Below are 12,232 nucleotides of genomic sequence, written 5' to 3' on the forward strand. Positions count from 1 at the left end.
ATTTATATACTTTAATATCATAGTAACTAATACTTATTTCAAAGTGGGAAAAAACTATAAAATAAGAATAAAAAAATAAGGTGAAAAAAATGGCTGAAGAAGATATTATTGAAACAACTGCAAGAGAAAAACAAGCAGAAACTGAAGAAGAAGTAGAAAATGAAACCAGTGAAACTTCTGAAGAAGAAACTGTTAAAGATAAAGAACAAGAAAGAAGAGAAAGACTTGATGAAAAATTAAAACAAGGAAAAGAAATTACTGATAAAATAGCTGAAGACATAACAAGAACCGTAGACTCATTTATCGTAAATATGAAATCTATGCAAAAAAATGTTGACGGTAAAATCAATGATTACAAAAAAACAGCAGTTAACGGTCTTTATGCAGATTTAGTTGAAGATGAAGAAAAATACTACCTTAGAGTATGGGTACCTGGAATCCCTAAAAAAGATATTGAAATAGAAGCAAGTGATAATGAACTTGTTATTGAAGTAGAATTTGATTCATTAGCTGATTCTATTGAAAGTGAAGATAAAAAAGTTATTATTAACGGATTAAAAACTGGTAAATGCACTAAAACAATCCACTTTGAAGAAAACATTGATATTGAAACCATTGATGCTAAAGCAAACAAAGGTGTACTCAATATCATAGTTAACAAAATACAAGCACCAAAACAAAAAGTAAATGTAGAATAAATTAAATCTACATTTTCTTTTTAACTTTTTTTTAAATTTTTAAGATTATATATGAATATTGACTTATCTTCTGTTGGAATGGTGAAAGGCCAGCAATATGAAACAATAATTACCACTGCTGATTCTAATCAGAATAGAAACACTGCCCCCATTGGAGTTATCTGTAGAGGAAAAGACTCCATAATGTGTCGTATTTTTAAAGGAGGTAGAACTTTAGATAATATCATTAATCAGAAAGAATTTACTGTAAATTTAACCTCCAATCCACAGATGTTTACTTCTGCAATCATCAACAATATCCCAGAGGAATATTTAACTGAAAATAATTCCCTAGTAGGTGCAGACAGCTATTTTAAGTGTGAAGTAACTGATTTAATAGAGGCTGTTAAAAAAAGCGACCCGATTAGAAAAAGTGAAGCCATAGTTATTAAAGCTAAAGTTACTGATTTAAAAATAAATAATCCCTGTAAAAAAGCCATTAATCGTGGATTTTTTATGTTGATTGAAACTTTATCTGATTTTACAAGAATTGATTTAGTAGATGTTCCAACACAACAAAAGTATATAGCTAGATTCAAAGAGTGTATGCGAGTAATTAATAAAGTGGGATCTAAAGAAGATAAAAAAGCAATCCATATATTAAAAAATGAATTGATAAAAAAAGGATTTGAAATTTAATCAACAATTAAATCCTTAAAAGAAAATTCATCAACATCAAATAAACCTTTATTTGATATTTTTAATGAAGGAATAACAAGTAAAGCCATAAAAGACATTGTCATAAATGGAGAATCTAATTCACAGTTTAATTTTTTAGCTTCATCAAGTAACTCTTTATATAGTGCACTTACTTCTTCTGCTGATTTATTACTCATTAATCCAGCTACTGGAAGAGGTAATGATTTTTTAAGACCTTCATTAACAACAACCAATCCCCCCTCATTTTCTATGAGTAAATTAACAGCTTCTGCCATTTCAGTTGAGTTGGTTCCAATAACTATAATATTATGTGAATCATGGGAAATTGAAGATGCAATTGCACCATTAGATAAGTTAAATCCAGAAATAAATCCATTAGCTATTGAATTTCCCCCATATCTTTCAACAACAGCTATCTTTAATATATCTCTTTCTAAGTCAGGCTGAATTAGACTATTTTTAACATTTAATACTGCAGTATCATTTTCAGTGAGTAGTTCCCCATTAAAACATTTCACTACATTAACTTCAACACTTTCCCCCTCATAAGTTACATCAAAGTCTTCAGGTGATTTCCTAGAAAGGTCAAATGTATTTTTAAAATTATCTTCAGCTGCATCAAAAAGAACTTTGCCATTATCATAAACTAATTTACCACCAACATAAGTTCTTTTAATATTAAAATCATCAAAGTTGTCTATAACAACAAAATTAGCTTTTCTTCCTTCAGCTATTGCTCCAGAATTAAGATTGTAATGAGAAGCAGGATTAATAGTTACCATTTTAATAGCTTCAATAATATCAATTCCAAAACTAGCTGCTTTTTTAATATCTTCATTTAGATAGCCTTTAATAAGATCATCAGCATGCTTGTCATCACTTACAAGGAAATCAAATATTGGTTTTTTAAGATTCTCTTCAAGATTATCATTGCTTCCATGATTTTTCCAATAGCTAATTCTTTCATCTAAATCAAAAATAGCATCTAAATTCTTAGCAGATGAACCAGAACGCACCATTATTTTCATGCCTTTTTCTTTTTTTTCAATAGCTTCTTGAAAACTGCTGCATTCATGGTCAGTACTTATACCTGCACCAATATATTTATCTAAATCTTCACCAGAAAGTAATGGAGCATGACCATCAATAGGTTTGGATAACTCTTTAGATGCATTTAATTTAGCAAGTACACTTTCATCATCATTAAGAACACCTGGAAAATTCATCATTTCCCCTAATGCTACAAAATCATCTCTAACTAAAAGTTTTTTAATATCCTTTTCATCTAATATGGCTCCAGAAGTTTCAAAAGGAGTTGCTGGAACACAAGAAGGAGCAGTAAAATAAAAATCAAAAGGTGCTATTTTAGCATCATCTACAAAGAAATCAATTGCTTCAATACCACCAACATTTGCTATTTCATGAGGATCGCAAATAGCTGAAGTCGAACCATGCCTAACAGCTACTTTAGCAAATTGAGAAGGAGTAAGCATGGAACTTTCAATATGAATATGAGAATCAATAAAACCAGGAATGATAATGCCTTCAAGATTTTCATCATCAAGTGGTTTTATTTTCTCAAATAATCCATTTTTAACAGTTATTTCAGCAGGAAAAACTGAATTATTAAATACATCCAATATATTTCCTTTGATAATCATTTAATCATCTTCTAGGGCATTGTATAATAATGGCAAGAATGTACCAATATCAGTTACAATACTAAGTACCTGTGCACTTCCCCTGTCAGATAACTTAGTAACAGTGGATGGATTAATATCTACACAGACACTTTTTACTTTAGATGGTAATAAGTTACCCATAGCTATTGAATGTAACATTGTAGCAATCATAATAACCATATCAACATCTTGAGCATAATGCCTCATTAATTCCTGTGCTTCAACAGTGTTAGTTATTACATCAGGTAATGGACCATCATCACGAATAGAACCTGCTAGAACATAAGGCACATCATTTTTAACACACTCATACATAATTCCACCATTTAAGGTTCCATCTTCAACTGCTTCTTTAATGGAACCAGATTGGTTAATTCTGTTAATGGCCCTCATATGGTGAGTATGACCATGAGATACAATTTCTCCAGTTTCAACTTCAATACCTAATGATGTTCCAAAAAGATTGCTCTCAATATCGTGAGTTGCAAGTGCATTTCCAGCAAGTAAAACATCAATATAACCTTCCCTAATTAAAGAAGCGAGATATTTGCCTGATCCAGTGTGAACAATAGCTGGTCCTCCAACAATAGCTATTTTTCCACCTCTGCCTTTAATTTCTTTAATCTCGCTAGCAATACCCTTAATAAGATTCATTAAAGGTTTTTCAGAAGACACATCACTATTCATAAACTCAAAAATTTGCTGAGTGTCTCTTGATTTTTGAGGAGGTGTGATTCTAATACCTTCACGACCAACTGCAATCATATCCCCTGCTTTAATATCAGCAAGTGGTTTACAGTAAGCCTTTTTGGTTTCTTCATCAATGCAGATTGTACAGTCCATTTCAATATTTTCTACAACAATCCAGTTACCTTCATAGAGTACATGGGTTGTGTGATTTGAAGTTGAGTAAAAACCTTCAGGAGCAACTTTATCTTTGGTAGATGCAACTAATTCCACTTCTTTTAATTCAGAGATAGTAGCACCAAGCCTTGATAACTCATCTAAAATCATATTTAATTTTTCGGGTGTGTCAGCAGAGATTACCATTTTAGCAGTACTAATATCTGATTTCCTTTTACCAATTTCAAACTCCACTATATCAAAATCTCCACCTTTAGCCATTACAAGATCCATAGTTTTTGGAAGAGTTAATGAATCTATAATATGACCAGAAAGTTCAATAGTTCTAGTATTCATAATATTTGCTCCTATTTTTTAATAATAAATAATATTACTATTATCTAAAAGCTATTATTTAAATAATTCGATAAAAGAAAAAAATTAAAACGAGGTTTCAGATTATTGAAAAATAAAGCAATAAAAATTCTAATTTAAAATTTAAATAATAAAAATTAGAATAAATATAGTAAAGGTGAATATATGAAAATTGTTATTGCAATTGGTGGGTCAATCCTATTAAAAGAATATGATTATCAAAAATTCCAAGAGTACAGTGAAATTTTAAAGTCTTTATCAAATGAACATGAATTATTTGTTGTTGTAGGTGGAGGAAAACCTGCAAGAGACTATATTAGTGTTATTCGTGATTTAAACGGTGGAGAAGCTCAATGTGATGATATTGGTATTGAGGTAACTAGAATCAATGCAAAATTATTATTAACTGCATTAGGTGACTACGCTTACCAAAGAGTACCACATAACTTCCAAGAAGCTTTAGAATTTTCAGCTAGTGGAAAAATAATCGTAATGGGCGGAACTGAACCAGCACATAGTACTGATGCAGTTTCAGCTATTTTAGCAGAATACATTCATGCAGATAAACTTATTAACCTAACTTCAGTTGATGGAATGTACAATAAAGATCCAAATAAATATGATGATGCAGAATTAATCAAAGAGATTACTGCTTCTGAAATGATGGAATTTATTAGTGGAAAAGACACAAAAGCAGGAACTTATGAGTTTTTCGACATGACTGCAATCCAAATGATTAAAAGATCATCTATAGAAACTGTAATAGCTAATGGATACACTCCAGAAAACTTAACTAAAGTTATTAATGGAGAAGACATTGGAACTAAAATTATTAATGAATAGGTGATAAATTGGATGGTCTTATTGATATTGGACTTAACTTAATGCATTCTTCATTTAAAAAAGACAGGCAGGAAATAATTGAAGAAGCTGCAAAAGTTGGTGTTTCAAAATCAATTATTACTGGAACTAATGTGAATTCCAGTAAAATAGCTAGCGAATATGCATCTAAATATCCTGGAATTTTATATTCTACTTCAGGTGTCCATCCTCATGATGCTAAAACATGCAACGAGAAAACCCTTGAAATTCTTGAAAAAAATGCCAAAAAAGAATGTGTTGTAGCTATTGGAGAATGCGGTCTTGATTATAACAGAGATTTCTCTCCAAGAGATGTTCAAAGATATTGGTTTGAAAAACAGATTGAATTAGCTGAAAAGTTAAACATGCCTCTTTTTTTACATGAAAGAGATGCACATGAAGATTTATATGCAATTTTAGAAAGACATCCGAAAATAGCTAAAAAAGCAGTAGTTCATTGTTTTACAGGAACTAGCAAAGAAGCTGAAAATTATATTGACTTAGGATGTTATATTGGTGTTACTGGATGGATTTGTGATATGAAGAGAGGAAAATCCCTTCAGGAAGCAGTTAAAGTTATTCCTCCTGAAAGATTAATGATTGAAACTGATGCACCATTTCTAATACCTAAAAATTTTGATAAAAAACCTAAAAGAAATAGGAACGAACCAAAGTATTTACCTCATATTCTAAAAACAATTGCACATTACAAAGATGATTATGATGTTGAAAAACTAGCTAAAATAGTTACAATTAATACAGAAAAGTTTTTTAATATCTAAATTAAATAATTTTAAAAAAATAAAAGGTGAAAAATATGGCTGTAGAACCACATAAACATTGTCCAATTTGCGGGACTCCAATCCCATTAAACGAACTTGTATGCTCTCCAGACTGTCAAAAAATCTGGAATCAAAGATTAGCTCAACAAAAGAAAAGCAGATATGGATTATTAGCAGTAATTATCATATTCGTTATTGTATGGTATTTATTTAGCTTTGTTTTATAAGATTAAGATTTAAATGATATTATCATCTACAAATACATTAGAAAACAAAAAGATTGTTGCATACAAAGGTATTGTAACTGGAGAATCTTTAATTGGTTCTAATGTATATAAAGATTTATTTTCAGGAGTACGTGATGTTGTAGGTGGCCGTACTTCAAAATATGAAGAAGAAATCCAAAAAGCTAGAGAAGTTGCCCTAACAAGTATGAAAGAAAAAGCCCAAAGTTTAGATGCTAATGCAATAATAGGACTTAAAATATCCTATGATAACCTTGGCGGAACTATGGGTAACACAATACTTGTAACAGCTTATGGAACTGCTGTAAAATGTGAATAAATATGAAAATAAAACTTTCACAGGAAAAAAGAAAGTCCTTACTAGCTATTGGATCAATAGCTGTTGGTACTGCTACAGGATTAGCATCCTACTCTTTCTTTTTATATTTTAATATAGCTATTTTTGGATGGAACTTAGGACTCATTTTTGCACCATTAATTGCAGGATATATTGAAACAGAACTTGCAAATGAATACATTGGGGAAAGTATAGGTGCTGTAAGTGCTTTTATTTTATTTATAGTGACTGTAGTTTATGGTTTTATTATAAACAATCCTACATTAGGTGTAAATGTAATTACTGTTGGTTCTTTAATTGTAATAGCTCAGGCAGCAGTCCCTATTCTTATTAACTACATTTTAATACTTGTTTTCGGAGTTATATTTTATTATCTTGGAATATTCAAAAAGATTACTGATTTCATTTACTATCAACTGAAAAAAGCATATTACCACAAAATATTAAAAAAACCATTACCAGTTGTAGTTAAGAAATCTTACTTTTATAATGACATTAAAAGATGCCATCAATTAAATAGTTCTGATTTCGTTTTTTTAACAACCGCTGAGCCTTTTGATAGAAAAATTGAAGAATATATGGGTCCTTATGTTGGAACTGCAATATTTGAAATTGAAAATACAACTAACCTCAAAATGAGTGAAGAGGAAAGTAAAGAGCTGTTAAATAAGATAAAAAATGAAAAGGACAATGCAATTTTAAATCTTGCCAAAGCCATTGAAAAAGATGGAGGTCATGGCGTACTTGACTTAAGAATTGAAATTGAAGTTGTTGGAATGGGTTTTGATGAATACCAAATAACAGCATTGGGAATTGGTGTTAAATTCCAAAACCCTGCTTTTTTACTTAAGATGGAATAACACCAATCATTTTTAGTCCTATGGTAAATACTAAAACAGCAAATACTAACTTAAGATTTCTTTCAGGAAGTTTATGAGATACTTTAGCACCGAAATAAGCTAGTGGAACAGAAAATACTGAAATCACAACAAAATCTATAAGACTTACATAGCCAATTGAAAATGGAAGTGTGTTAACACCCATTCCAGTGATAATATAAGAAATAACTCCTCCAATAGCTGTAAGACAAATATAAACAGATGAAGTACCAATAGATTCCAACATTGAAAATCCAAAGAAGAATACAAGACAGACAATTAAAAATATTCCTCCGCCAATACCTAAAAGTCCAGATAAAAATCCTATAGCGGTACCAAAGACTGCATAAGAAAATATATTAAATTTTATTCTGGATTTTGGATCATCTTTATTAATAGTTATACAATTATAAACTGCAATAAATATCAACAAACATCCGAAAATAAACTTTAAAGTGTCTGATGGCAGTATTGAAGCAACACCCCCACCAATAAGTCCTCCAATTATTCCAAAAACCCCTAATTTTATTCCAGGTTCTATAACATTCTTTAAAGTTCTTGTATGTTTATATGCACTACTGCATGAAGTTGGAATAATAATAGCTAGACTTGTTCCAAGAGATACCAACATTGCTAAGCCAGGATCAACACCAACATGTTCTAAAAGGAAATATTGCAAAGGAACAATTAAAAATCCTCCACCTACCCCCAAAAGGCCAGATGCAAATCCTGCAACAATACCAATTAATGCTAAACCAATAAAAAATTCTAAAGTAAACATAAAATACTCCTTAATGTAGTAATATTTTTATTAATTTAACTATATAAAATAGAAACAATGATTTTTATAAAAAATAAGTACCTAATTAGTGGAGTTATACTCATATTGTTTGCAGGCATATTGTTTGTAACAGATATCTTCACACCTTACATTAGACCAATTACTTATATTTTCCTTATGGGATCATCAAAAGGTAAAGATATATTATTTTTCGCATTATTAGGCTTATTTTTAATTTTAACTCAACTACATAAGTTAAAAATCTTTAATAAACTTAATTCAACCAAAAAAATTATTCAGATTTTATTAATTTTAAGTGTAATTCTATTTATATCTGAAATAATACTTGAAATAAATCTTAGATGGCAATTAGGACTCGATTTAAGCACCACCTTTATTTCAATGCAACCTAGCATGTCTTCTACAAGTATTTTGCATACACACTTGCTTAAATCAATATTTGGTGGATTTTTAACTACTGTTATCGGCCCATTTATCCAAAGTGATATTAATACTGGAATCAGTTTATACAGCTATACACCACAAATAGCTAATTTATTGATGATTCTATTAATAGCAATCTTTATTTTGCAGGTTGTAGCCATTCAAAAAAGAGCAGCTGTCTCAAAAATAATGTTATGCTTCTTTTCTGTTTGTTTGCTAATTGGATTTTTAGACGGAGGTCTTTTTTCAACTCCTGCAGCAGTTGGTCTGTTGGGAACTTATTTAGTTTACAGAAATGGATATTACTTTGACTTTTATATTGGAAAATTACTTAAAAATGAAAAAATTATAAACGAAGCTAAAAAAAATCCTCCGTCATATAGAAACAAAGAATATTCTTACAAAAGATTTGTATTTAATAGATTAGCACCTTATATTGTAATATTCTTATTCCTTGCTCTTAGATTCTCAGTCAGTTTACTTGGAGCAAACCCTGAGTATTATGAAGTAAATATCGTAGATATCCAAGAAGATACTTTAAATTTAACCAATATTCCAATTGAAAGTGTCACAAAAGAAAATAACAATATCACCTATCATGTAAGTTCAGCTATGAATGAACAAGATGTTATTAATGAGTTAAAAATTCCACTGAAAGACAACTGCAAATATTACACTGTATCGTGGAATGTTTACTCATATTTATAATAACACTTAATAGTTAAACAAAACAAAGGTAATACCATATGATTCTTAGTATTATTATACCAACTTATAATGAAGAAGAATACCTTCCAGTCCTTTTAGAAAGTATTAAAGAACAAAATTTTAAGGATTACGAAATTATAGTAGCTGATGCTAATTCTGAAGATAAAACACGTGAAATAGCTGAAGAATATGGATGTACTGTGATTGACGGAGGTATGCCTGCAGTTGGTAGAAATAATGGTGCTAAAATAGCTAAAGGAGAATATCTGCTATTTTTAGATTCTGATTTGAAACTTACTGATGAATATTTGCAAAATGTAATTTATGAATTCAGAATGGAAAGACTGGGAATTGGAATTACCCAAATGGAACCATTATCTGAAAAAACACAAGATAAAATATTCCATGAACTAGCTAATAATTTTATGATAGCTGTTGAAAACATCAAGCCTCATGGAGCAGGATGTTATGGAATAATAGCTAAAAAAGAGTTACATGACAAATGTGGTGGATTTGACGAGGAATTAACTTTTGGTGAAGACACCGATTATATTGAGAGGTTAGCTAAAGAAGAAAGATTTAAAGTTCTTAGAAGAGCAAAAGTTGGAGTTTCAACTAGAAGAATTGAAGAAGAAGGTCTTGAACAAGTTTTAAGACAGTATGGTAAAAGTACACTTAACGATTTCTTAGGAAAAAGAACTGATGCCGAAGAACTAAATTATACTTTTGAACATAAACATAGTGATGCTCCTAAAAAAAATATCTTAGACAACATATCTCTTGAATCTGAACGTTTAATGGAACTTAAAGAAGCATATAATAAATCTAAAAAGAAAATTGAAATTTTAAGTCAGAACACAGATGACAAAAAAGAAGGTGAAAAAAAAGTAGTCTTCTATTGTGTCTGTGGAGAAGGCATGGGGCATGCAATACGTAGTGCTGTAATGATAAAAGCAATATCTGAAAGATACGATGTTTATGTTTTCTCAAGTGACCGTGCCTATGAATATTTACATGACAAATTTGAACACACCTACAAAATTGGAGGATTTAACACAGTCTATGAAGATAATCATGTGAAAAATGTTAAAACTTTCTATAAAGCTATAAAAGACAATCCTAAAAACCTGAAAAAAGGTTATCAGCAACTTTATAAAAAAGCAAGAGCTTTAAAACCAGCGGTTATTGTAAATGATTTTGAAATCTATGGAAATATCTTATCCAATATGTTAAGCATACCAATGATTACCTTAGATAATATCCATATGATTACACAAACAAAAATTGATTATCCATCCCATGAAACAAGAAATATCCTAAAAGCAAAAGGCGTTATAAAGGCTTATGTTTTCAAACCAAAAATACATATTTTAACCAGTTTCTTTTATCCAAAAATCAGATCCAAAAAGAAAGCTGTTCTATATCCACCAGTGCTTAGAGATGAAATTTTAGAACTTGAACCTACAATTGGAGATTACATTCTTGTTTATCAGACTAGTAAAGAAAGTATGTCTTTAATTGAAAAACTTAAAGTGCTTGATGAAAAATTCATCGTTTATGGATTTAACAAAGATGAAACTGACGAAAATTTAACATTCAGAACTTTTAATGAAGATCAGTTCTTTAAGGATTTAGCTGATGCCAAAGCTGTTGTCTGTAATGGTGGATTTACATTTATAAGTGAATCTATTGCATTGAAAAAACCAATATTCAGCATTCCCGCTCAAGGAAACTTTGAACAGTTATTAAATGGATTCTATGTTCAAAAATTGGGTTACGGAGAATATCACAACAGTATGAGTATTGCAAAACTATCTACTTTTCTAAAAAAACTTCCTAAATATCAGGAAAAACTAAATACTGTTAAAACACATGACAACAAAGGAATTATCAATGAATTAATCTATAGAATTGAAAAATATAGTAAAAAATAGAAAAATAGGTGACTTATAAAGTTACACCCATTTCAAGTTGTTCTGTTAATTCTTTATACCTGTTTCTTATTGTAACTTCAGTAACTCCAGCAATATCTGCAACATCTCTTTGAGTTTTTCTTTCACCAAGTAAAACAGAAGCAATGTATAATGCAGCTGCAGCTACTCCAGTTGGTCCTCTACCTGAAGTTAATCCTTTTTCCATAGCCTTTTCAATAATTTCAATAGCTCTAGATTGAACTTCACCAGATAAACCTAATTCACTAGCAAATCTAGGAACATAATCCACAGGAGAAGTTGGAGGTAATTTAATATTTAATTCTCTTGTTAAGAACCTGTAAGTTCTCCCTACTTCTTTTTTAGTAACTCTAGATACTTCAGCAATTTCATCTAAAGTACGAGGCACATTACAACGTCTACATGCTGCATATAATGAAGCAGCCACTACACCCTCAATACTTCTTCCACGAATAAGCTTATTATCTACAGCACTCCTATATACAACAGAAGCAGCCTCTCTTACACTTCTTGGTAAACCTAATCTTGAAGAATCCCTATCTAATTCACTTAATGCAAATGCTAAGTTACGTTCAGTAGCACCGGAAATCCTAATTTTCCTTTGCCATTTCCTTAATCTGTACCATTGAGCCCTATTTCTAGCAGGAATATCACGACCATAGATATCTTTGTTTCTCCAATCAATCATGGTACTTAAACCTTTATCGTGAATAGTGTATGTAATTGGAGCACCGACCCTTGTACGTTTATCTCTTTGTTCATGGTCGAAAGCTCTCCATTCAGGACCCATATCCACAAGGTTTTCATCAATAACTAAACCACAATTAGCACAAACAACTTCAGCTCTTTCATAATCCCCAATAAGTTCATCAGAACCACATTCAGGACATACGGTTTGTTTATCTTTATCATAAACATCCCCTCTCATAATTTCTTTTTCTGTTTTA

At 30.4% G+C, this 12,232-nt stretch carries 13 protein-coding genes; 9 read left to right on the top strand and 4 right to left on the bottom strand.

Going from position 1 to position 12,232, the window contains the following annotated elements; translation table 11 throughout:
* Window positions 1–89: 89 nt before the first annotated feature.
* Window positions 90–698, top strand: a complete 609-nt coding sequence (locus MBBWO_RS01840) for an Hsp20/alpha crystallin family protein (RefSeq protein ID WP_116669186.1) — start codon at window positions 90–92, stop codon at window positions 696–698.
* 51 nt (window positions 699–749) lie between these two features.
* The gene (locus MBBWO_RS01845) at window positions 750–1,376 is read left to right on the top strand and encodes a DUF447 domain-containing protein (protein ID WP_116669187.1); all 627 of its coding nucleotides are present in this window, start codon (window positions 750–752) and stop codon (window positions 1,374–1,376) included.
* On the opposite strand, the gene ade is transcribed toward MBBWO_RS01845, so the two are convergent.
* Entirely contained in the window at window positions 1,373–3,058 is a 1,686-nt protein-coding gene (gene ade / locus MBBWO_RS01850; protein ID WP_116669188.1) for an adenine deaminase, read from the bottom strand. The genes MBBWO_RS01845 and ade overlap by 4 nt on opposite strands.
* A complete protein-coding gene (locus MBBWO_RS01855; protein WP_116669189.1) occupies window positions 3,059–4,279 on the bottom strand; it encodes an ornithine cyclodeaminase, nickel-pincer nucleotide-dependent in 1,221 nt (406 codons plus the stop codon).
* Between the two features lie 183 nt (window positions 4,280–4,462).
* On the opposite strand from MBBWO_RS01855, the gene pyrH reads away from it, so the two are divergent.
* Genes pyrH through MBBWO_RS01880 form a run of 5 tightly spaced genes read left to right on the top strand, consistent with a single transcriptional unit; the run spans window position 4,463 to window position 7,382 of the window.
* Window positions 4,463–5,140 carry a UMP kinase gene (gene pyrH, locus MBBWO_RS01860; protein ID WP_116669190.1) on the top strand — a complete coding sequence of 226 codons (678 nt, stop codon included), beginning with the start codon at window positions 4,463–4,465 and terminating at the stop codon, window positions 5,138–5,140.
* Between the two features lie 8 nt (window positions 5,141–5,148).
* Window positions 5,149–5,940 (top strand): TatD family hydrolase, encoded by a 792-nt coding sequence (locus MBBWO_RS01865; protein ID WP_116669191.1) that lies wholly within the window; start codon window positions 5,149–5,151, stop codon window positions 5,938–5,940.
* Window positions 5,941–5,975: 35 nt separating this feature from the next.
* Entirely contained in the window at window positions 5,976–6,167 is a 192-nt protein-coding gene (locus MBBWO_RS01870) for a DUF2116 family Zn-ribbon domain-containing protein (protein WP_116669192.1), read from the top strand.
* 13 nt (window positions 6,168–6,180) lie between these two features.
* Complete coding sequence (locus MBBWO_RS01875; RefSeq protein WP_116669193.1) at window positions 6,181–6,504, top strand: YbjQ family protein; 324 nt, start codon at window positions 6,181–6,183, stop codon at window positions 6,502–6,504.
* A 2-nt stretch (window positions 6,505–6,506) separates the two neighbouring features.
* Window positions 6,507–7,382, top strand: a complete 876-nt coding sequence (locus tag MBBWO_RS01880) for a hypothetical protein (protein WP_207771568.1) — start codon at window positions 6,507–6,509, stop codon at window positions 7,380–7,382.
* On the opposite strand, the gene MBBWO_RS01885 is transcribed toward MBBWO_RS01880, so the two are convergent.
* Window positions 7,369–8,181 (bottom strand): sulfite exporter TauE/SafE family protein, encoded by an 813-nt coding sequence (locus MBBWO_RS01885; protein ID WP_116669194.1) that lies wholly within the window; start codon window positions 8,179–8,181, stop codon window positions 7,369–7,371. The genes MBBWO_RS01880 and MBBWO_RS01885 overlap by 14 nt on opposite strands.
* A gap of 57 nt (window positions 8,182–8,238) precedes the next feature.
* Between MBBWO_RS01885 and MBBWO_RS01890 the strand changes: the two genes are divergently transcribed.
* Window positions 8,239–9,333, top strand: coding sequence for a hypothetical protein (locus MBBWO_RS01890; protein ID WP_243408451.1), 1,095 nt, complete (start codon window positions 8,239–8,241; stop codon window positions 9,331–9,333).
* 38 nt (window positions 9,334–9,371) lie between these two features.
* On the top strand, window positions 9,372–11,267 hold the full coding sequence (locus MBBWO_RS01895) for an MJ1255/VC2487 family glycosyltransferase (protein ID WP_116669195.1): 1,896 nt from the start codon (window positions 9,372–9,374) through the stop codon (window positions 11,265–11,267).
* 13 nt (window positions 11,268–11,280) lie between these two features.
* On the opposite strand, the gene MBBWO_RS01900 is transcribed toward MBBWO_RS01895, so the two are convergent.
* Entirely contained in the window at window positions 11,281–12,213 is a 933-nt protein-coding gene (locus MBBWO_RS01900) for a transcription initiation factor IIB (protein ID WP_116669196.1), read from the bottom strand.
* Window positions 12,214–12,232 lie beyond the last annotated feature (19 nt).

Source organism: Methanobrevibacter woesei (genome assembly GCF_003111605.1).
GTDB lineage: Archaea > Methanobacteriota > Methanobacteria > Methanobacteriales > Methanobacteriaceae > Methanocatella > Methanocatella woesei.

Excerpts from the sequence above, each read along its gene's own strand:
- MBBWO_RS01890 (WP_243408451.1), top strand. The coding sequence starts at position 8,239 with ATGATTTTTATAAAAAATAAGTACCTAATTAGTGGAGTTATACTCATA.
- MBBWO_RS01880 (WP_207771568.1), top strand. The coding sequence starts at position 6,507 with ATGAAAATAAAACTTTCACAGGAAAAAAGAAAGTCCTTACTAGCTATT.
- MBBWO_RS01870 (WP_116669192.1), top strand. The coding sequence starts at position 5,976 with ATGGCTGTAGAACCACATAAACATTGTCCAATTTGCGGGACTCCAATC.
- pyrH (WP_116669190.1), top strand. The coding sequence starts at position 4,463 with ATGAAAATTGTTATTGCAATTGGTGGGTCAATCCTATTAAAAGAATAT.
- MBBWO_RS01885 (WP_116669194.1), bottom strand. The coding sequence starts at position 8,181 with ATGTTTACTTTAGAATTTTTTATTGGTTTAGCATTAATTGGTATTGTT.
- MBBWO_RS01875 (WP_116669193.1), top strand. The coding sequence starts at position 6,181 with ATGATATTATCATCTACAAATACATTAGAAAACAAAAAGATTGTTGCA.
- MBBWO_RS01855 (WP_116669189.1), bottom strand. The coding sequence starts at position 4,279 with ATGAATACTAGAACTATTGAACTTTCTGGTCATATTATAGATTCATTA.
- MBBWO_RS01900 (WP_116669196.1), bottom strand. The coding sequence starts at position 12,213 with ATGAGAGGGGATGTTTATGATAAAGATAAACAAACCGTATGTCCTGAA.
- ade (WP_116669188.1), bottom strand. The coding sequence starts at position 3,058 with ATGATTATCAAAGGAAATATATTGGATGTATTTAATAATTCAGTTTTT.
- MBBWO_RS01840 (WP_116669186.1), top strand. The coding sequence starts at position 90 with ATGGCTGAAGAAGATATTATTGAAACAACTGCAAGAGAAAAACAAGCA.
- MBBWO_RS01895 (WP_116669195.1), top strand. The coding sequence starts at position 9,372 with ATGATTCTTAGTATTATTATACCAACTTATAATGAAGAAGAATACCTT.
- MBBWO_RS01845 (WP_116669187.1), top strand. The coding sequence starts at position 750 with ATGAATATTGACTTATCTTCTGTTGGAATGGTGAAAGGCCAGCAATAT.